Here is a 19,154-nt window from a genome sequence, read left to right on the forward strand (position 1 = left end):
TCACGGTTGCGGCATGGCGATGCAAAAAGATGTGATCGCCGTGCCGGGCAGGCAGCCTACTCGGCTTTGATGCCGGCGTCCTGGATGACCTTGCGCCAACGCGCCTCCTCAGCCGTGAAGTAGCGGTCGAGCTCGGCCGGGGGCTGTGCCACCATCACGAGGCCCTCATTGACGCTGAGCTTCCTGAAGGCCTCGGCCTGCACGGCCTTGGCCGCTGATTTGTTGAGGCGGTCGATGATGTCGGGCGGCGTGTTCGCAGGTGCGTAAAGGCCGTACCAGGATTCCGCTGAATAGCCCGGCACACCGGCTTCGGACACCGTCGGCAATTGCGGGAACGATGCCGAGCGCTCAGCCGAGGTCACCCCGATCGCGCGCAGCTGACCGGCCTCGACCAGCGACGCACAGCTTGCCACCGTCGTGAACATCACCTGGATCTGGCCGCCCAAGAGGTCGGTGATGGCAGGCGCCGCGCCCTTGTAGGGCACAGTGGTCAGATTGACGGACGCCATGTGCTTGAACAACTCGCCGGCCAGATGCGCCGAGGTGCCGGTGCCATAGGTCCCGTAGGACAGTTTTTCCGGATCGGCCTTCGCAGCCGCAATCAGATCGGCGATCGACTTGATCGGCGAAGCAGGATTGACCACGACGACATTGAACGAGCGCGCCACCAGCGCCACCGGGGCAAAATCCTTGTGGGCGTCGTAGGGGAGCTTGGCGTAGAGGCTCGGATTGACCGCGTTGGCGAAGGTCGCCATCAGCAGCGTGTAGCCGTCGCCCGGGCTGGCCGCGACGCTTTGCGTGCCGATGATGGTGCCCGCCCCCGGCTTGTTCTCGATGATGACGGCGACGCCGAGATCCTTCTGCATCTCCTGCGCCAGCGTGCGCGCGACGACATACGTGCCGCCGCCCGGCGCGAACGGCACCACGATTTTCACGATGTGGTCGGGGTAGCCTGCGCGCGCCGGAGCCTGCAGCAGCACATTTGCTGCGATCGCGAACAGGATGGAGGTGAGGACACGAAGCGGCATGGCAGGTCCCGGGCGGGTAGATGAGCTGTTCCTCTCATACACGCGAACGCCATGCGTGGAGTGCCGGGCGGTCATGACAAGTGGCAGAATCGCTACGCGCTGCCGGTCCCGTCATCCTGAGGTGCGAGCGGAGCGAGCCTCGAAGGATGGACGGCCAGCAGCCGGGCCGATTCATCCTTCGAGGCTCGCAAGAGCTCGCACCTCAGGATGACGGGAATAGAATTGGCAGCGCGGCGTTAGCAAGGCGCAAGCGTGCCCACCCTGCGCACTGCCTCACGAATACGGATTGATCAGCTTCTGCTGCTCGGTGGCGTGATGCACCAGGAGATCGATGAAGACGCGCACCTTCGCCGAGAGGTGATGGCGGTGCGGGTAGATCGCGTTCATCGTCAGCTCGACCGGCCGGTATTCGGGCAGCAGCCGAACCAGCTTCCCCGCTTCGAGTTCATCCCGGACCAGGAAGCCCGCCGCGAGGAACACGCCGACGCCGGCGAGCGCCGCGAGCTTCAACGTCTCGCCGCTGTTGGAGACGAGATTGCCCGTCACCTTCACTGCTGCCGGCGCGCCCTTGCGGTCGACGAAATGCCACTCGTCGCCGAACGGATAGTTGATATGGCGAACGCAGTTGCGGGTCGCGAGGTCGGCGAGCAGCTCCGGCTTGCCGTGCGCCTCGACGTAATCATGCGAACAGCACAGCACGTGCCGCCAGGTGGCGATGCGGCGCACGATCAGCGCGGAATCGCGCGGCGGGATCATCTGCACGGCGAGATCGAAATTTTCGTCGAGCAGGTCGGCCGAGCGTTCGCCGATCATCAGGTCGACCTTGACCTCGGGATAGGCGGCGAGGAACCCGGTCACCGTCGACGACAGGAACTGGACCAGATGGGTGTTGGTGAAGATGCGCAGCGTGCCGCGCGGCACCGATTGCTGCGCGCCCGCGACCTCGTCGGCCTGCTCGATGTCGGCGAGGATCTGGATGCAGCGGTCGTAATAGGCCTGGCCGACCTCGGTGAGGCTGACCTTGCGCGTGGTGCGGTTGAGCAACCGGGCCCCGAGCCGGTCCTCCAGCGACTGGACGTGGTTGCTCACCATGGTGGTGGACATGTTGAGCTTGCGGCCGGCGGCGGAAAAGCCGCCGGAATCCACGACCCGGACGAAGGCGGTCAAACTGGTCAGGCGATCCATGTAACAAGGTCCGGATTATCAGCGCTGGCTTGATAATGCTTCCAGTTTTATCGGGATTATCACAGCGGGGAGGACATTGCATCTAAGGGCCGTATCCGGCGCCCTTTCTGGAAGGACGCGAATGTTCGGCCAGGAGACAATCATGTCGACCACGACCTATATCCCTGAAGAATCAGCCAAAATCGGCCTTCGCCCGTCGCGGCGCACGGTCAAGCGGGTGGCGCTCGGGCTTGCCGCCGTGCTCGGCGTCGCCGTGGCCAGCGACTTTGGCTACGACTACCTCACCACCGGCCGCTACCTCGAATCCACCGACGACGCCTATGTGAAGGCGGACTCCACGATCATCGCCCCGAAAGTGTCGGGCTACATCGCCCGCGTGCTGGTGACCGACAACCAGCCGGTGAAGGCCGGCCAGCTGCTGGCCGAGATCGACGACCGCGACTACCGCACCGCGCTCGGACAGGCCAAGGCCGACGTCGACGCCGCCGATGCCTCGGTGCGTAACCTCGATGCCCAGCTCGAACTGCAACAGCCGGTCATCGACCAGAGCACCGCCGATGTCGAAGCTGCCGAAGCCAACCTGAAATTCGCCCAGGAAGAGCAGAGCCGCTACGACGGGCTGATGAAGTCCGGCTCCGGCACCATTCAACGCGCGCAGCAGACCGACGCGGCGCTGCGTAGCAATACGGCGCAGCTGCAGCACGCCAAGTCGGCACTGTCAGCGGCGCAGCGCAAGGTCGATGTGCTCACCACGCAGCGCGCCCAGGCTGTCGCGCAGGCCGACCGGGCCCGCGCGGTCGAGCAGCAGGCCGAGCTGAACCTGTCCTACGCGCGGATCACCGCGCCGGTCGACGGCACGGTCGGCGCCCGCACGCTCCGCGTCGGCCAATATGTGCAGGCCGGCACCCAGCTGATGGCCGTGGTGCCGCTCGATGCGGTCTATGTGGTCGCCAATTTCAAGGAGACCCAGCTAACGCACGTGCGCAACGGCCAGCCGGTCGAGCTTACCGTCGACAGTTTTCACGGCACCACGCTGAAGGGCCATGTCGACAGTCTGTCGCCGGCCAGCGGCCTCGAATTCGCGCTGCTGCCGCCCGACAATGCCACCGGTAACTTCACCAAGATCGTGCAGCGCGTGCCGGTGAAAATCGTGCTCGACGACCACAGCCTCACCGGTCTCTTGCGGCCGGGCATGTCGGCGATCCCGACCGTCAACACCAAGGCAACCGTACTGGCCGAGCGGGAAGAGAAGCGGCGGCTGGCGGCGGCGGCGCGGCCGAGCGGCGGCTAGCGTTCAACGACCAACGTCCTGCTACGCGCGATCGATCACCCACTCGGTGGTCGATCGCGTTTTGCTGCGCCTCCCTGCTACGCCACTCCTTCGTGCCACGATCACCGGCGGAAGGGCTCCCTCCCCCCTTGTGGGGGAGGGTTGGGGAGAGGGGTGCCGCTTGCGCTGACGCTTGTTGGTTTGCGATGACGCCGCTGCCGCCGGCCACGGGTACGGCACAATTGAAGCAGCTCTCGCGAATTTCTGTCGTCAGCGCCCGGGGCCACCCCTCTCCCACAAGGGGAGAGGGAGCCTGAGAGGCGTGCTCACCTCACCAGTCGACACCGCAGACCAAGCGCAATGACGAGCCACTGGCCGCAGTTGCCGCCATCGTCCCGATTATCAATTGCCGCCGGACAATCCTTCCAGTCTTTCCCGGATTATCGAAACCGGCCGCCTAATCCATGTTGTGGGGCAGCAAGGACGCCCCCAATGACCGCATTCCAGCCCACAGCCACTCCTGCCGATCTCCCCGCCCCGGCAGCCCCCGCAGCACCCGCGATCCCGACCAAAACCTGGATCGCGGTGGTCGGCGCCACGCTCGGCGCATTCATGGCGGTGCTCAACATCCAGATCGTCAACGCTTCGCTCGCCGACATCCAAGGCGGCATCGGCGCCGGCATCGATGACGGCGGCTGGATCTCGACCTCCTATTTGATCGCCGAAATCGTGGTGATTCCGCTGTCCGGTTGGCTCGCGCAGGTGTTCTCGGTGCGCATCTATTTGCTCACCAATGCGTTCCTGTTCCTGGTGTTCTCGGGCGCCTGCGCGCTGGCGCAGGACCTGCCGCAGATGATCGCGCTGCGCGCCGTGCAGGGCTTCACCGGCGGCGTGCTGATCCCGATGGCATTCACGCTGATCATCACGCTGCTGCCGAAGGCGAAGCAGCCGATGGGGCTGGCGCTGTTCGCGCTGTCGGCGACCTTCGCGCCGGCGATCGGCCCGACCATCGGCGGCTATCTGACCGAGAACTGGGGCTGGCAGTACATCTTCTATGTCAATCTGGTGCCCGGCGCCGTGATGATCGCGATGCTGTACGTCTCGCTCGATCCGAGCCCGATGAAGCTGTCGCTGATCCGCCAGGGCGACTGGCTCGGCATCATCACCATGGCGATCGGCCTCGCCGCGCTGCAGACCGTGCTGGAAGAGGGCAACGAGGACGATTGGTTCGGCTCGCCCTTCATCGTCCGCCTGTCGGTGATCGCAGCGGTCGCGTTGGTCGCCTTCCTGATCGTCGAGTTCACCGTCGCGAAGCCGCTGCTCAATCTGCGCCTGCTCGCCCGCCGCAATTTCGGCTTCGGCATGCTGGCCAACTTCCTGCTCGGCATCGCGCTGTACGGCTCGGTGTTCATCCTGCCGCAATACCTGTCGCGCATCCAGGGCTACAACGCCGAGCAGATCGGCATGGTGCTGGCCTGGACCGGCCTGCCGCAGCTCGTGCTGATCCCGCTGGTGCCGCGGCTGATGCAGCGCTTCGACCCGCGCATCGTCATCGGCATCGGATTTGCGCTGTTCGCCGGCTCCAACTTCATGAACATCTACATGACCAACGACTATGCGGCCGATCAGCTGCTGTGGCCCAATGTGGTCCGTGCCGTCGGTCAGGCGCTGGCATTCGCGCCGCTGTCGGCGGTTGCGACGGCCGGAATTGAGGCGGAGAATGCCGGATCGGCGTCGGCGTTGTTCAACATGATGCGCAACCTCGGCGGCGCCATCGGCATCGCCGCGCTGCAGACACTGCTGACCAAGCGCGAGCAGTATCACTCCAACGTGCTGATGCAGTCGGTCTCGATGCTGGAACAGGCGACCCGAACGCGGATTGAGGGATTGACCCAGTATTTCCTGAACCACGGCGTTGCCGATCCGGCCGCCGCCGCCCACCGCGCAATCGCTGCGATCGGCAATGTCGTGCAGAAGCAGGCCTACATCCTCGCCTTCAGCGACACCTTCTATCTGCTCGGCGTGGCGCTGATCGTCGCACTGGTGGCGGCGCTGTTCCTGAAGAAGCCGGGCCAGCTCGCGGGCGGCGGAGGTGCACACTAGCCTTTCTTGTTGAACCCCCAACCAAGGAGAATGACCATGAAACCCCGCATGAATTTCTACCAGGCCGCCCCCGAGACGATCAAAGCGCTGGTTGCGGTCGAAGGCCAGATCACTGCGAGCGGCCTTGAGCAATCGCTGATCGAGCTGGTGAAGACCCGCGCCTCGCAGATCAACGGCTGCGCCTACTGCATCAACATGCACACCGAGGACGCCCGCAAGCATGGCGAGACCGAGCAGCGGCTCTATCTGCTCAACGCCTGGCGCGAGTCCCCTCTCTACAGCGAGCGCGAGCGCGCGGCACTGGCTTGGACCGAAGCCCTGACGCTGGTTGCAGAGACCCATGCGCCGGACGCCGACTACGAGGCGGTGCGGGCGCAGTTCACGGACAGCGAGCTGGTCAACCTGACCACGCTGATCGGCGCCATCAACGCCTGGAACCGGATCGCCATCGGCTTCCGCGCGGTGCATCCGGTGAAGGTGAAGGTCGCGGCGTGAGGGCGATACTGTCCGCCATACACTCCACTGTCATGCCCCGCTTCATGCGGGGCATCCAGTACGCCGCGGCCCCTCGGCTCAAGCGCCGCGGTCTCTGGAATACTGGATCGCCCGGTCGAGCCGGGCGATGACAGCGCGAATGGGGATAGTTCAAACCGCCGTCGCGCGGGCGAACTCGACATAAATCTCGCGCAGGCGGTCGGTGATCGGGCCGACCTTGCCGCTGCCGACCTGCTTGCCGTCGATCGCGACCACGCCCTGCACGAACACCGAGGCGCTGGTGATGAAGGCTTCCTTGGCGGCGAGCGCTTCCTCGACCGTGAAGGCGCGCTCCTCGATGCGAAGCTGGCGCTCCTCGGCGAGCTTGACCACCGCCTTGCGGGTGCAACCGGGCAGGATCTCGTTGCCGTTCTGCCGGGTCACGATGACGTCGTCCTGGGTGATGATGAAGGACGAGGACGAGCCGCCCTCGGTGACCTTGCCGTCCTCGATCATCCAGGCTTCGCCGGCGCCGGCCGCGGCGGCAGCCTGCTTGGCCAGCACCTGCGCCAAGAGCGCCACGCTCTTGATGTCGCGCCGCTCCCAGCGGATGTCGGGCACCGTGATGACATTGATGCCGGTCTTGGCCGACGGCGCGTTGATGATGTCCTTTTCCGAGATGAACATCACAAGGGTCGGCTTGACGTCGGCCTTCGGGAAGGCGAAGTCGCGCCCCTTGTCGGCGCCGCGAGTGACCTCGAGATAGACCATGCCGTTGACGAGGTCGTTGCGCTTGACCAGCTCCTTCTGGATCTCCTCGATCCGCTCCAGCGTCTCGGGGAGCGCAAGCTGGATCTCGCCGACCGAGCGCTTGAGCCGCGCCAGATGCGAGGCGTTGTCGATCAGCTTGCCCTCGAGCACCGCCGCCACCTCGTAGATGCCGTCGGCGAACAGGAATCCGCGGTCGAACACCGAGACCTTGGCCTCGGAGTGCGGCACGAACGAGCCGTTGACGTAAGCGATCTTTTCCACGCGAGTTCTCCTGCGGACGAAGGACGGGTTTTCAGGCCTTCGTATACGCAAATTGTTAACGGGGGAAAACCCTCACCGGACGTCATTCCGGGGCGCGCCACTTGGCGCGAGCCCGGAATCCATACTCACGATGGTGGTTATGGATTCCGGGCTCGCCTCTGCGAGGCGCCCCGGAATGACGACGGGGAGAGGTCAGCGCCTCTGCGCCTCAGTGCTGCAAGATCTTCGACAGGAACTTCTGCGCGCGGTCGCTGCGCGGCGTGCCGAAGAAATCGGCCTTCTTGGCGTCCTCGACGATCTCGCCGCGGTCCATGAAGATGACGCGGTCGGCGACCTTGTTGGCAAAGCCCATCTCGTGGGTCACCACCATCATGGTCATGCCCTCGCGGGCGAGGTCGACCATGACGTCGAGCACCTCGCTGATCATTTCCGGGTCGAGCGCCGAGGTCGGCTCGTCGAACAGCATCGCGATCGGGTCCATCGCCAGCGCGCGGGCGATCGCGACGCGCTGCTGCTGACCGCCGGACAATTCGGCGGGAAACTTCTTGGCATGATCCGTCAGCCCGACGCGCTCCAGGAGCTTCATGCCCTTGGCGGTGGCATCGTCATGCTTGCGCCCCAGCACCTTCTCCTGCGCGAGGCGGAGATTGTCGATGATGCGCAGATGCGGGAACAGCTCGAAGTGCTGGAACACCATGCCGACGCGCGAGCGCAGCTTGGGCAGGTTTGTCTTCGGATCGTTGACCTTGATGCCGTCGAGCGTGATGTCGCCGTCCTGGATCGGCTCCAGCGCGTTGACGCATTTGATCAGGGTCGACTTGCCCGAGCCGGACGGGCCGCAGACCACGACCACCTCGCCTTTGGCGACGCTGGTGGTGCAGTCCTTCAGCACCTGGAAGGTCGGCCCGTACCATTTATTGACGTGATTGATCTCGATCATGATGGCTCAGCTTGTTGTTCAGCGAACAATGGCGATCCGCGACTGCAGGCGACGGACGCCGAAAGACGCGACACAGGAAATGACGAAGTAAACCAGCGCGGCGAACAGGTACATTTCGACCAGCCGGCCGTCGCGCTGCGCGACCTTGCTGGCGGCGCCGAGGAAATCCGGGATCGACAGCACGTAGACCAGCGAGGTGTCCTGGAACAGCACGATGGTCTGCGTCAGCAGCACCGGCAGCATGTTGCGGAACGCTTGCGGCAGCACGATGTAGCGCATCGACTGCGCGTAGGTCAGGCCGAGCGCGCTGGCCGCGGCCGGCTGGCCCTTCGAGATCGACTGGATGCCGGCGCGCATGATCTCGGAGAAATACGCCGCCTCGAATGCGACGAAGGTGATCAGCGAGGAGGCGAAGGCGCCGACCGAGATCGGCCGCGACGCGCCGGTCAGCCACTGCCCGATGTAAGGCACCAGGAAGTAGAACCAGAAGATCACCAGCACCAGCGGCAGCGAGCGGATGAAGTCGACATAGAAGCCCGCGATGCGCCCGAGCACCTTGTAGCTCGACAATCGCATCAGGGCGATCAGGGTGCCGAACACGAGGCCGCCGAATGCCGCGAGCGCCGTCAAGGTCAGCGTGAAGCGCATACCCTCGAAGAACAGATAAGGCAGCGAGCGGCGGATGACGTCGAGATCGAGATTGCCGAGCATCGTTATTTGCCCGTGATGTAGCCGGGGATCGCGACATAGCGCTCGAGGAAGCGCATCGCGGTGACCACGACGAAATTGAGAAGAAGATAGAGCACGGTTGCCGCGGTGAACGCCTCGAACACCTGGAACGAGAATTCCTGCATCGAACGCGCCTGGCCGGTCAGTTCGATCAGGCCGATGGTGATCGCGACCGCGCTGTTCTTGATGGTGTTGAGGAACTCGGAGGTCAGCGGCGGCAGGATGATGCGGAACGCCATCGGCAGCAGCACATAGCGATAGGTCTGCACCGTGGTGAGGCCGAGCGCGGTCGAAGCCTGCTTCTGGCCACGCGGCAGCGAGCCGATGCCGGCCTGCAATTGCACGGCGACGCGCGCCGACATGAAGAGGCCGACGCCGACCGCGGCGGTCCAGAACGGCGCGTTCGGCAATTGCTTCAGCCACAGCCCGGCGGATTTCGGCAACAGCTCGGGCAGCACGAAGAACCACAGGAACAGCTGCACCAGCAGCGGCATGTTGCGGAAGAACTCGACCCAACAGAAGCCGATCCACGACGCCGTCCGCGACGGCAGCGTGCGCAGCACGCCGATCACCGTGCCGGAGACCAGCGCGATGATCCAGGCGAGCACCGATACCTTGATGGTGACCACCAGTCCCGCCAGCAACATGTCGAGATAGGTGCCGGTCCCCATCGGGTTCGGCTCGAGAAAGATGTGCCAGTTCCAATTGTAGTTCACGGGTCCCCCGCGCTCTCGCGCCGATCACGCATTACGCCGACATCACGGGCGGCGTCTATGCAAATGTCCGGCCATTCTCCTCCAAAATGGCCGGACACGCTTATTTTCGGGACCCGCCGCCGAACGGCGACGGGTCATGCGCAGCACTGCGATCAGTTCACCAGATACGCATCCGGATCCGGCGAGTCCGACGGCTTCGCAAACTGCTTCTTCATCTCCGGTCCAGCCGGCGAGTTGAGATTGAGGCCCTTCGGCGGGATCTTCTGGGTGAACCACTTGTCGTAGATCTTCTGGCCCTCGCCGCTGGTGTAGAGCGCCGCGGTGGCGGCGTCGACGACCTTCTTGAACGGCGCGTCATCCTTGCGCAGCATGATGCCGTACGGCTCCGGCTTGGAGAACGCGTCCTTGGAGATGACGTAGTCATCCGGCGACTTCGAGCCGGCGACGAGGCTCGCGAGCAGGATGTCGTCCATCACGAAGGCGACCGCGCGGTCGGTCTCGACCATCAGGAAGGCCTCGGCATGATCCTTGGCCGGGATGATATTGACGCTCAACCCACGCGCGAGATTGGCCTCAGTGAGCTGCTTGATGTTGGTGGTGCCGGCGGTCGAAACCACCGTCTTGCCCTTCAAATCGTCGATCGAATTGATCTTGTTCGCCTTCTTCGTGACGTAACGGCTCGCCGTCAGGAAGTGGGAGTTGGTGAAGGAAACCTGCTTCTGGCGCTCGGCATTGTTGGTGGTCGAGCCGCATTCGAGGTCGACGGTGCCGTTGGCCATCAGCGGAATACGCGTCGCCGAGGTCACCGGGTTGAGCTTGACCTCGAGCTTCTCGAGCTTCAGCTCCTTCTTCACGGCATCGACGATCTTGTAGCAGATGTCCATCGCGTAGCCGACGGGCTTCTGGTTGTCGTCGAGATAGGAGAACGGGATCGAGGAATCGCGATAGCCGAGCGTGATCGCGCCGGTGTCCTTGATGTTCTTCAGGGTGCCCGTCAGCTCCTCGGCCTGCGCCTGGCTCACGCCGAGCGCGGCGGCGAGCGCGAAGCCGATCAGATATTTTGATGTCATACGTCTACTCCTTCGTGGAAACGTCGATTTAATGCGTGAGAATGTCGGCGAGGACGGGTGCGATATAACGGCGAAACTGGTCCGGATTCTCGCTCATCGGAAAATGACCGAGCTTTTCCATGATCGTGACGCTGGCGCCCCCTATTGCCGCTGCCGTCCGCCTCGTGTCCTCAGGCGTGCAGGAGAAATCATACTCGCCCGTGAGGAGATAGAGCCTGCATACTTTAGTATCGATTGACGCGACCCGACCGCGCAGGTCGCCGTCGACACGGTAGAAATAGAGGTCGCCCTTGAACACGCCGGGGCCGCCCTGCTTGTAGGCCCACAGCGTTTCCATCCGCGCAGGCGCCGGGCTCTGCGGCGCGATCAGCCCCGACACCAGCGCGGCGCAGACTTCGCCGCCGTGAACGTCGGGGCGGTTGAGCCAGTCGGTGTCATACCACGGCGCCTGGAAATCAGCGGCCTCGAGCCCGATCCGCGCGCGGAACTCGGCGGCATGTTCGATCGCAAGGTTGAGCACGATGCGGCCGCCGATCGAGCAGCCCATCACGACAGGCTTCTCCAGCCGCAATGCACGGCAGAAGGCGCGGATGGTTTCGGTGTAGCGCGCTGTGGTGAGTTGGTATTCATCGCCGGCCCAGCTTTTCGGCGGATTCGACTTGCCATGCCAGGGCATATCGAAGGCAATGACGCGGAAATTTTCGGCAAATTGCGCGTCTACGAGCAGGTGCCGCCACTGCCGCGCGTCGGATCCCGCGGTGTGCAGGCAGACCAGCGGAATGCCCTTGCCGTTCTCCTCGAAATAGATCCGGTGCAGTTCGCTGCCGATCTCGACGTGAACGTAGCGGCCGACCATCGGCTCGATATGGCCGTTCATGATAGCGCCACTCATGCTACAGCCGCCGCGAAATGCTGCCGCGGCAGCGCCAGCAGGTCCTTGAAGTATTGCAGGTGCGCCATGAAGGGATGCAGATCGCCTTCCAGCACCGCCTCGCCGCGCTTGGTCAGCGCCAGGAGATCGTGCCAGCCGGGTTTCGGCTCGGCCTGCCAATAGGCCGCCCAGGCCTGCGGCGTCGCGCGATAGGCGAAGCGCCACGAGCGCATCAGGACCGGTGAGGGCACGAGCTCGACGATGCGGCCGCCACGGATCGCGGCGTGAAACGGCCGCGCCATCGGGCCGAGCAGGCAGTCGCAATCGAGCAGCCGCCCGCGCGAGACCAAGAGAGGTGCCTGGTCGAGCAATGCGGGAATGCCGGCAAACGCCGTCGTCACAGCGTCGTCGGTGGCGTCAGGCGATAGCGTCATCTGGCGGGGAAGTTTTCCTGCGGCGGACGTCCCATGATGACCGGAAGGGCGCGATCCCGCAAGGCGCCGATGCCCTTGGGTTCCCTGGATTATACGCTTGACCAAACGCGGCTTGCCGGTCAGGGCGCGGGGCGGCGCACCCTCCCCGCACGCCTTGTTCGCCGCGACCTCGGCAGCATAGAATGCCTGCGCCCCGCGTGGCCTCGCAAGATGATCCTGGATCAGCATCCGCTTTCGCCGTTCACACAGACGCGCAGGATCGCGCTCCGCGAGAGGGACGCGCGCTTCGAGACCGCGCGCTTCGCCCAGGCCGCAACCAGACCGAAAGAGAGCAAGTCATGACGGTCGATCACAACGCCCTGATTCTTCACCAATACGACATCTCGCCGTACTCCGAAAAAATCCGCGGCGCGCTCGGCCTCAAGGGCCTCACCTGGTGGGCCTGCAACCAGCCGTCGATCATGCCCAAGCCGGACCTGATCGCGCTGACCGGAGGTTACCGCCGCATCCCGGTGCTGCAGATCGGCGGTGACGTCTATTGTGACAGCGAGCTCATTCTGGACGAGATCGAGCGCCGCTTTCCCGCTCCGTCGATCTTTGCATGCGGCCGGGCCACCGCGGAGACCTATCGTCTATGGGCAGACGAGAAGCTGTTTCCGACCGTCGTGGGATTGCTGTTCTCCGGAGATTGGGATGTCAGCGAGGCCTTCATCGCCGACCGCTCGGCGCTGCGGGGCCGGCCGTTCGATCCCGAAGCGTTCCGCGCGGCCATACCGAGCTTGACCGACGCGCTGCATCGGCACCTGCGGCTGCTGGAGATGCAGCTCGAGAACGGCAACGCCTTTCTGGCAGGCGAGCAGCCGAGTGCGGCCGATCTTCAGGTCTTCCACAACCTCGCGTTCATCCGCTGGGGTAAGGGAGGGACGACAGCGTTGCTCGACCAGCATCCGGGCCTGCGCGCCTGGGAGGCGAGAATGCGCGCGATCGGACACGGCATACGTCATGACATCGGCAAGGACGAGGCGCTCAAAGTAGCCCGCGAAGCGCCGATCTCTGCGGCGGTTGGCGGCGCGCGCGTGAGCTACCAGATCAATGACGCCAATTCGTCGCCGATCGCGGGCAGGTTGGTTGCAGAGGACGCGCAGCGGGTGTCGATCCTACTGGAAAATCCGACTGTCGGCACCGTCGTGGTCCATCTGCCGGCGACCGGTGGTCGGCTGCATCGCCTCGATTGAACCGCTTGGTTCCTGACGAAGCGCTACAGTGATCTTGCGTGGGGTTGCCTGGTGCTCTCCGCGCCGGCGCTGTGCTCCCTCGCCCCGTTCTTACGGGGAGAGGGTTGGGGTGAGGGGCCGCCTCCGCACACGTGCTGACAGTGGCATTTGCGGAGGCTCCCCCTCACCCGCAACGCATCTGGCGATGCGTTGCGGCCTCTCCCCGCACACGGGGAGAGGCGAAGAAGAGTGCAGCTCACCCCGCCTTCACCACACGCCCGGCCTTCGGCGCCTGGGCCATCGCGCGGGCAAGCACCTGGGCTTCCTTCTTCAGCATGTCGGCGAGCTCGCTTTCGCGGCGGCGGATGCGGTCGGTGGCTGCGCCGATCGAGAGTGCGGCGACCACCTCGCCGGCATCGTCGCGGACGGGAACGCCGACCCCGCCCATGCCGGGGAATGCGGCGTCGAGCAGCACGGTGTGGCCGGCCTTGCGCGCCACCGCAATCCGCTCGCGCAGGAATTTCGGCGTGATGCGCGGCGATTTCGCCAGCCGCGGCACGATCACCTCGATCACGGCCTCGATCTCGGCGTCGGGCAGCCAGACCAGGAGCGCCAGCGCACCGGCGCCGACGCCGAGCGGACGGCGGCTGCCAATCTGCAGATAGTTCGGCTGCAACGGATGGCTGCCGACCGAGCGCGCCAGATAGAGCGCCTCGACCCCGGAGCGCACCGACAACAGCGCCGTGTCCGCGGAGCGCTCCGACAGCCGCAGCAGGCTCGGCTGCGCCAGTTCGGCGATGTCGACCGAACGCCGCGCGCCGACCGCCATCACCCGCGCCTCCTGGCCGAGCTCATAGGTCTTGGCGCCGGTGACCCGGCTGACGAAACCTTCCTCGATCAGCGAGTTGAGGATGCGCAGCGCGGTCGCCTTGTTCAGCGAGGTGGTGTCGGCGATATCGGTCAGCCGCAGCGGCGAGCGCTGCGCCAGCACACGCAGGATCGCGCAGACCTTCTGGATCGCGTTGAACTTGTCGGGTTGGCCCGGCTCCGACGGCGGCCTCTTGCGGCTGGTCCGTGCGGTCGCAGTCGTGGAGGCGTTCATGCCGTAATCTTCCTTGCCTCAATTGCAAATCCTGAACCGGGCACGACGAGGGACGTGCCCGGCGGACATCATCCTAAGACGGATGACGCGCGCCGGACATCGTATACTTTCGTCAGATGAAACTTTGATTGCGACTATCTACGCTGCTTTGCAGCAACAAGGATATTTGAATTTCGCTTCACGAAATCAAGCCAACCGCAGCCGGCGGATGGTGAACAGCGACCATAGGCTGAGCAGGCAGACACCGGTGAGGTAGTAGCCCGGAGCGAGCTCTCCGATCGGCGCGAAGCCGCCCATCCAGGTCATGATCGCCGGTCCCATGCCGCCGAACAATGTGACGCCAATATTATAGCTGAGGCCGAGCCCGGTCGCACGCGTCGCCGCCGGAAACAGCTCCGACATCAGCGCGGCGAGCGGCCCGTAGTACAGCGACTTGAGGATGCCGAGCCACAGCACGCCGATCAGGATGATGACAGGCGTCGGCCTGCCCGTGAGCAGCAGGAAGGCCGGGAAGATCGAAACCAGCAGCAGCAACGCGAACAGGATCATGTGGGTGGTGCGCCCGATCCTGTCGGAGACGAGGCCCGCGATCGGCGCCAGCAACGCGACCGCCGTCTGCGCGGCGAATGCGGCGATGAAGCCGACCGACGGCGCGAGGTTGAGCGTCTTCACCACATAGGTCGGCATGTAGACGATCAGATAGTTGACCGCGGTCGACACGGCGAGCGCGCCGATCGCCAGTATCGTTGCGAGCTTCTGCCGCGCGAACACTTCCCTGACCGGCGAGTCCTGCCTGCCCGCCGCCGGTGGCGGCGTCGCATCGTCGACATGGTTGCGGATGTAGATGCCGACCGGGCCGATCAGCACGCCGAACAGGAACGGCAGCCGCCAGCCCCAGGATTGCAGGTCGTCGGGGTTCATCAGCGAGGTCAAGAGCGCACCGAAGCCTGCGCCGAGCAGGCCGCTGACGCCCTGGCTCGCGAACTGCCAGCTCGCCACGAAGCCGCGCCACTCCGGCATGTGCTCGACCAGGAACGCGGTCGAGGAGCCGAACTCGCCGCCGGCGGAAAAGCCCTGCACCAGCCGCGCCAGCATCACCGCGATCGGCGCCAGGATGCCGATGGTCTGATAGGTCGGCATCAAAGCCAGCACCAGCGTGCCGAATGTCATCAGCACGATCGACAGCATCAGCGAAGCCTTGCGGCCATGCCGGTCGGCATAGGCGCCAAGCACGATTCCGCCGATCGGGCGGATCAAAAACGACAGGCCGAAGCTGCCGAAGGTCAGCAGCAGCGAGGTGGTCGGATCGTTGGCCGGGAAGAACGCCTTGGAGAGATAGACCGCGAAATAGGCGTAGACCGAGATGTCGTACCATTCGAGCGCATTGCCGACCGAGGTCGCGACGATCAGGCGGGTGATGTTTTTCTTGGTGGTGGCGGTCGTGTGCTGAGCGTCGGCTGGCGTTGATAGTGTCATTACATTTGTCCTCGCCTGTGAAGGCACCGGATTTTCGACTCGTCGCTACTGGTCTTCCTCATCATCCCCGTCATCCTGAGGAGCGCGTAGCGCGTCTCGAAGGATGCACGGCCCCGCTGGTGGCCGTCGACCCTTCGAGACGCCGCTTCGCGGCTCCTCAGGGTGACGGGGAAAATGTGGATGCCCGGATCAGCTCGCGAAGCCGCGCTTCACGCTTTCGCTCCCGTATGACGAAAGCAAGAATGCAAGCTCGGCGCCCTTCACCCCTAGCGCTTTGCCTCGCCGAGATCCCAGAACAGCCCGGCCATGATGGTCAGCGCCTCCTCGGTCACCGGCAGCAGGATGTGCTCGTCGGGGGCGTGCTGCGAGCAGCCCGGATAGGAATGCGGCACCCAGATCGTCGGCAGGCCGAGGCCCTCGGAGAACACGTCGTTCGGCAGCGAGCCGCCGAAGTTCGGCAGCACCGCCGGTGCCTTGCCGGTGGTGGTGCGGATCGAGTTCGCCGCCCAGTCGATCCACGGACTGTCCATGTCGGTGCGTGAGGCGCCGAAACGCTGCGCGCCCGAGACCTCGACCATCGGAAAGCCGTTCTTGTGCAGATAGTGGCGCACGCCATCGATCACTTCGAGATATTTCGTGCCGACGACGAAGCGGAGCTGCAGCACCGCGTTGGCCTTGCCCGGAATTGCATTGGCGGGCTTGTCGATATTGCCCGACGACATCGCCAGCACTTCCAGCGTGTTCCAGGCATAAAGCCGCTCGGCGGCGGTCAGGCCCTCCTCGCCCCAATCTTCCGCCAGCGCCGGTTCATCCGCCGTCGGCTTGATTTCGACGTCGGCGAGTGCGGCGCGAACGCGGTTCGAGATCGGCGGCGGTTTCAGGATCTCGAGCTTCATGCGGCCCTTGCCGTCGACCAGGCTCGCGATCGCATTGACCAGAATCGTCGCCGGATTGGCCAGCACGCCGCCCCAATTGCCGGAATGGTTGCCGCCCTCGCGCAGGTTGACGTCGAGATGGATGCGGTTGCCGCCACGGCAGCCGAGGAAGATGGTCGGCCGGTCCGCCGACAGCCGCGGCCCGTCCGAGGCAATGAACAAATCGGCCTTCAGCTCCTCGCGATGCGCCTCGCAGACCTCGCGCAGATCGGGCGAGCCGATCTCCTCACCGGTCTCGATGATGAATTTGGCGTTGAAGCCGAGCTTGCCGCCGCGCGCCTGCTTTACCGCACGCAACGCGGCCATGTTGATCGAATGCTGGCCCTTGTTGTCGGCGGTGCCGCGGCCGTAGACGCGGTCGCCCTTGACCGTGGTCTGCCACGGATTGAGCCCGTCGCGCCATTCGCCGACCATGCCGTCGACGACGTCGCCATGGCCGTAGGTCAACACGGTCGGCCGTGCGGCATCCTCCTGGTAGTCGGCGATCAGATAGGGCCCGCGGCCGGTCGGCGACTCGATCAGCCGGGTCGTGAAATCGAGCTCGGCGAAGGCCGGCTGCAGATTCTCGACCAGATAGGCGCGCAGCGCATCGGCCTTGTCGGCATTCAGGCTCTCGGTCTGGTAGCCGACCCTGCGGTCCAGCTCCTGCAAGAACTGTCCCGATTGAAAATGCTCTCGCACGCTTGCGATTGCGTCGGCCCGTGTCGCCATGATTGTTCCTTCGTCCGGTCGCGTCTTGGCATGCCCCCACTGGAACGCGACGCTTTGCGCCCCGATCATGCCTCTGGAGGCCGGCAACCTATCGGGATCGGCGCGCCACCGGAAGGGTGTGAATCGCGAAGGGGGCCTTGCCAAAACGTGGGAAGTCGCAACAAAGTTGATGTGGGACGCCCGGCATTCGACCGGGCCGCATTCGAAGCGGCGCTCAAGGTTTCGACCAAGGTTTCGACAATGACAAAACAAATCCGGCTCAACGCCTTTGCCATGAACTGCGTGGCGCATCAGTCGCCGGGGCTATGGACCCATCCGCGCGACCGCACCAAGGACTACAACAAGCTGTCCTACTGGACCGATCTGGCGAAGACGCTGGAGCGCGGCCGGTTCGACGGCCTGTTCCTCGCCGACGTGCTCGGCGTCTACGACGTCTATGCGGGCAATCCGGATGCGGCGCTGCGCAACGCGGCGCAGACCCCGGCCAACGAGCCGTTGATGCTGATCCCGGCGATGGCCGCGGTGACCGAAAATCTCGGCTTCGGCGTCACCAGCAATCTCTCCTTCGAGCCGCCCTACCCGTTCGCACGGCGGATGTCGACGCTCGATCACCTCACCGGCGGCCGGGTCGGCTGGAACGTGGTGACCGGCTATCTCGATTCCGCAGCGCGCGGTGCCGGCAAGGACAAGCAGACCGCGCATGACGACCGCTATGAGCTCGCCGACGAATATATGGAGTTGGTCTACAAGCTCTGGGAAGGCAGCTGGGAGGACGACGCCGCAATCCGCGACGTCGCGCGCGGCATCTTCACCGATCCTGCGAAAGTGCATCGCGTACAGCACGAGGGCAGCAACTACCGCCTCAACGCGATCCATCTCTCCGAACCGTCGCCGCAGCGCACGCCGGTGCTGTACCAGGCGGGCACCTCGCCGCGCGGCCGGCAGTTCGCCGCCGAGCACGCCGAATGCGTGTTCATGTCGGGACCTTCAGCAAAGGTGATCGGCCCGCGGGTGTCGGCAATCCGCGAGCTCGCCGCCGAGAAGGGGCGCAACGCCGCCGAGATCCTGATGTTCTCGATGATGTGCATCGTGGTGGCGCCGACCGAGGCCGAAGCCAAGGCGAAATACGCCGAGTATCGCAGCCATATCAGCCATGAGGGCGCGCTGGCGCTGATGTCGGGCTGGACCGGCGTCGACTTCTCGACCTATTCCCTCGACCAGGAAGTGCGTCACGTGCAGAACGACGCCGGCCGCTCCGCGATGGACAACGTCACCCGCGCCGATCCCGATCGGGTCTGGACCGTGCGCGAGGTTGCCGAGCATGTCGGCATCGGCGGCGCCGGCCCCGTGGTGGTCGGCTCGCCCGAGCAGGTCGCCGACAAGATCGAGCAATGGTTCGAGGACACCGACGTCGACGGCCTCAACGTCGCGTTTGCGATCTCGCCCGGCGATTTCGAGGATATCGCCGACATGCTGGTGCCGGAGTTCGTCAAGCGCGGCCGCTACAAGCGGGAGTATGCCAAAGGCACGCTGCGCGAGAAGCTGTTCGGCGCGGGACGAGCGAGGCTGGACTCGACGCATCCGGCGGGGCGATATCGGGTAAAGTCGCAGGCAAACGCAGCGGAGTGATTGTCTCCGTCATTGCGAGCGAAGCGAAGCAATCCATCGCTCCGCGTGTGTGGATCAATGGATTGCTTCGTCGCTTCGCTCCTCGCAATGACGGGTTACGCACAGCTGCCCATCCCGTCATCCTGAGGTGCGAGCGGAGCGAGCCTCGAAGGATGCACGGCCACCAGCCGGGCCGTCGACCCTTCGAGACGCGCTTCGCGCTCCTCAGGGTGACGGTGATGGAGGAGAGCGCGCA

18 protein-coding genes are annotated in these 19,154 nt (G+C 64.8%); 6 read left to right on the plus strand and 12 right to left on the minus strand.

Annotated elements, in window-relative coordinates; all coding sequences use genetic code 11:
- Nucleotides 1-56 precede the first annotated feature (56 nt).
- Both ACVIGA_RS14100 and ACVIGA_RS14105 read right to left on the minus strand, forming a co-directional pair.
- Nucleotides 57-1,028 (minus strand): Bug family tripartite tricarboxylate transporter substrate binding protein, encoded by a 972-nt coding sequence (locus tag ACVIGA_RS14100; protein WP_456666850.1) that lies wholly within the window; start codon nt 1,026-1,028, stop codon nt 57-59.
- Nucleotides 1,029-1,301: 273 nt separating this feature from the next.
- The gene (locus ACVIGA_RS14105; RefSeq protein WP_223967041.1) at nt 1,302-2,213 is read right to left on the minus strand and encodes a LysR family transcriptional regulator; all 912 of its coding nucleotides are present in this window, start codon (nt 2,211-2,213) and stop codon (nt 1,302-1,304) included.
- Nucleotides 2,214-2,355: 142 nt separating this feature from the next.
- On the opposite strand from ACVIGA_RS14105, the gene ACVIGA_RS14110 reads away from it, so the two are divergent.
- The 3 genes from ACVIGA_RS14110 to ACVIGA_RS14120 all read left to right on the plus strand — a co-directional run bounded on the left by ACVIGA_RS14110 (nt 2,356) and on the right by ACVIGA_RS14120 (nt 6,081).
- Nucleotides 2,356-3,504, plus strand: coding sequence for an HlyD family secretion protein (locus ACVIGA_RS14110; RefSeq protein WP_456666851.1), 1,149 nt, complete (start codon nt 2,356-2,358; stop codon nt 3,502-3,504).
- Nucleotides 3,505-3,975: 471 nt separating this feature from the next.
- The gene (locus tag ACVIGA_RS14115; RefSeq protein WP_456666852.1) at nt 3,976-5,586 is read left to right on the plus strand and encodes an MDR family MFS transporter; all 1,611 of its coding nucleotides are present in this window, start codon (nt 3,976-3,978) and stop codon (nt 5,584-5,586) included.
- A 36-nt stretch (nt 5,587-5,622) separates the two neighbouring features.
- Nucleotides 5,623-6,081: a carboxymuconolactone decarboxylase family protein gene (locus ACVIGA_RS14120; protein ID WP_194458547.1), complete on the plus strand. Its 459-nt coding sequence runs from the start codon at nt 5,623-5,625 to the stop codon at nt 6,079-6,081.
- Nucleotides 6,082-6,231: 150 nt separating this feature from the next.
- Here ACVIGA_RS14120 and ACVIGA_RS14125 read toward each other — a convergent pair whose 3' ends face one another.
- The 7 genes from ACVIGA_RS14125 to ACVIGA_RS14155 form a co-directional block, all read right to left on the minus strand.
- The gene (locus ACVIGA_RS14125) at nt 6,232-7,092 is read right to left on the minus strand and encodes a D-amino-acid transaminase (protein ID WP_456666853.1); all 861 of its coding nucleotides are present in this window, start codon (nt 7,090-7,092) and stop codon (nt 6,232-6,234) included.
- Nucleotides 7,093-7,300: 208 nt separating this feature from the next.
- Nucleotides 7,301-8,032 (minus strand): amino acid ABC transporter ATP-binding protein, encoded by a 732-nt coding sequence (locus ACVIGA_RS14130; RefSeq protein ID WP_223967036.1) that lies wholly within the window; start codon nt 8,030-8,032, stop codon nt 7,301-7,303.
- An 18-nt stretch (nt 8,033-8,050) separates the two neighbouring features.
- The gene (locus ACVIGA_RS14135; protein ID WP_456666854.1) at nt 8,051-8,743 is read right to left on the minus strand and encodes an amino acid ABC transporter permease; all 693 of its coding nucleotides are present in this window, start codon (nt 8,741-8,743) and stop codon (nt 8,051-8,053) included.
- A gap of 2 nt (nt 8,744-8,745) precedes the next feature.
- Nucleotides 8,746-9,477, minus strand: a complete 732-nt coding sequence (locus ACVIGA_RS14140) for an amino acid ABC transporter permease (protein ID WP_456666855.1) — start codon at nt 9,475-9,477, stop codon at nt 8,746-8,748.
- Between the two features lie 152 nt (nt 9,478-9,629).
- Entirely contained in the window at nt 9,630-10,547 is a 918-nt protein-coding gene (locus tag ACVIGA_RS14145) for an amino acid ABC transporter substrate-binding protein (RefSeq protein WP_456666856.1), read from the minus strand.
- Nucleotides 10,548-10,575: 28 nt separating this feature from the next.
- Entirely contained in the window at nt 10,576-11,439 is an 864-nt protein-coding gene (locus ACVIGA_RS14150) for an alpha/beta fold hydrolase (RefSeq protein ID WP_456666857.1), read from the minus strand.
- A complete protein-coding gene (locus ACVIGA_RS14155; protein ID WP_456666858.1) occupies nt 11,436-11,852 on the minus strand; it encodes a hypothetical protein in 417 nt (138 codons plus the stop codon). Before ACVIGA_RS14155 ends, ACVIGA_RS14150 begins: the two co-directional genes overlap by 4 nt.
- A gap of 33 nt (nt 11,853-11,885) precedes the next feature.
- Here ACVIGA_RS14155 and ACVIGA_RS14160 point away from each other — a divergent pair, with 33 nt between their 5' ends.
- Together ACVIGA_RS14160 and ACVIGA_RS14165 are read left to right on the plus strand one after the other, a co-directional pair.
- Nucleotides 11,886-12,194, plus strand: coding sequence for a hypothetical protein (locus tag ACVIGA_RS14160; protein ID WP_456666859.1), 309 nt, complete (start codon nt 11,886-11,888; stop codon nt 12,192-12,194).
- Entirely contained in the window at nt 12,191-13,087 is an 897-nt protein-coding gene (locus ACVIGA_RS14165) for a glutathione S-transferase family protein (RefSeq protein WP_456666860.1), read from the plus strand. Before ACVIGA_RS14160 ends, ACVIGA_RS14165 begins: the two co-directional genes overlap by 4 nt.
- A gap of 235 nt (nt 13,088-13,322) precedes the next feature.
- Here ACVIGA_RS14165 and ACVIGA_RS14170 read toward each other — a convergent pair whose 3' ends face one another.
- The 3 genes from ACVIGA_RS14170 to ACVIGA_RS14180 form a co-directional block, all read right to left on the minus strand.
- The gene (locus ACVIGA_RS14170) at nt 13,323-14,168 is read right to left on the minus strand and encodes an IclR family transcriptional regulator (RefSeq protein ID WP_456666861.1); all 846 of its coding nucleotides are present in this window, start codon (nt 14,166-14,168) and stop codon (nt 13,323-13,325) included.
- A gap of 186 nt (nt 14,169-14,354) precedes the next feature.
- A complete protein-coding gene (locus ACVIGA_RS14175; RefSeq protein ID WP_456666862.1) occupies nt 14,355-15,644 on the minus strand; it encodes an MFS transporter in 1,290 nt (429 codons plus the stop codon).
- 266 nt (nt 15,645-15,910) lie between these two features.
- Complete coding sequence (locus tag ACVIGA_RS14180) at nt 15,911-17,290, minus strand: M20 family metallopeptidase (protein WP_456666863.1); 1,380 nt, start codon at nt 17,288-17,290, stop codon at nt 15,911-15,913.
- A gap of 240 nt (nt 17,291-17,530) precedes the next feature.
- Between ACVIGA_RS14180 and ACVIGA_RS14185 the strand changes: the two genes are divergently transcribed.
- On the plus strand, nt 17,531-18,919 hold the full coding sequence (locus ACVIGA_RS14185) for an LLM class flavin-dependent oxidoreductase (RefSeq protein ID WP_456666864.1): 1,389 nt from the start codon (nt 17,531-17,533) through the stop codon (nt 18,917-18,919).
- Nucleotides 18,920-19,154: the final 235 nt, after the last annotated feature.

It is taken from the genome of Bradyrhizobium sp. USDA 3240, from assembly GCF_054063295.1.

Coding starts and splice junctions, on each gene's coding strand:
- ACVIGA_RS14185 (WP_456666864.1), top strand. CDS start 17,531: ATGACAAAACAAATCCGGCTCAACGCCTTTGCCATGAACTGCGTGGCG.
- ACVIGA_RS14130 (WP_223967036.1), bottom strand. CDS start 8,032: ATGATCGAGATCAATCACGTCAATAAATGGTACGGGCCGACCTTCCAG.
- ACVIGA_RS14135 (WP_456666854.1), bottom strand. CDS start 8,743: ATGCTCGGCAATCTCGATCTCGACGTCATCCGCCGCTCGCTGCCTTAT.
- ACVIGA_RS14110 (WP_456666851.1), top strand. CDS start 2,356: ATGTCGACCACGACCTATATCCCTGAAGAATCAGCCAAAATCGGCCTT.
- ACVIGA_RS14175 (WP_456666862.1), bottom strand. CDS start 15,644: ATGACACTATCAACGCCAGCCGACGCTCAGCACACGACCGCCACCACC.
- ACVIGA_RS14170 (WP_456666861.1), bottom strand. CDS start 14,168: ATGAACGCCTCCACGACTGCGACCGCACGGACCAGCCGCAAGAGGCCG.
- ACVIGA_RS14145 (WP_456666856.1), bottom strand. CDS start 10,547: ATGACATCAAAATATCTGATCGGCTTCGCGCTCGCCGCCGCGCTCGGC.
- ACVIGA_RS14120 (WP_194458547.1), top strand. CDS start 5,623: ATGAAACCCCGCATGAATTTCTACCAGGCCGCCCCCGAGACGATCAAA.
- ACVIGA_RS14155 (WP_456666858.1), bottom strand. CDS start 11,852: ATGACGCTATCGCCTGACGCCACCGACGACGCTGTGACGACGGCGTTT.
- ACVIGA_RS14115 (WP_456666852.1), top strand. CDS start 3,976: ATGACCGCATTCCAGCCCACAGCCACTCCTGCCGATCTCCCCGCCCCG.
- ACVIGA_RS14150 (WP_456666857.1), bottom strand. CDS start 11,439: ATGAGTGGCGCTATCATGAACGGCCATATCGAGCCGATGGTCGGCCGC.
- ACVIGA_RS14105 (WP_223967041.1), bottom strand. CDS start 2,213: ATGGATCGCCTGACCAGTTTGACCGCCTTCGTCCGGGTCGTGGATTCC.
- ACVIGA_RS14180 (WP_456666863.1), bottom strand. CDS start 17,290: ATGGCGACACGGGCCGACGCAATCGCAAGCGTGCGAGAGCATTTTCAA.
- ACVIGA_RS14160 (WP_456666859.1), top strand. CDS start 11,886: ATGATGACCGGAAGGGCGCGATCCCGCAAGGCGCCGATGCCCTTGGGT.
- ACVIGA_RS14100 (WP_456666850.1), bottom strand. CDS start 1,028: ATGCCGCTTCGTGTCCTCACCTCCATCCTGTTCGCGATCGCAGCAAAT.
- ACVIGA_RS14165 (WP_456666860.1), top strand. CDS start 12,191: ATGACGGTCGATCACAACGCCCTGATTCTTCACCAATACGACATCTCG.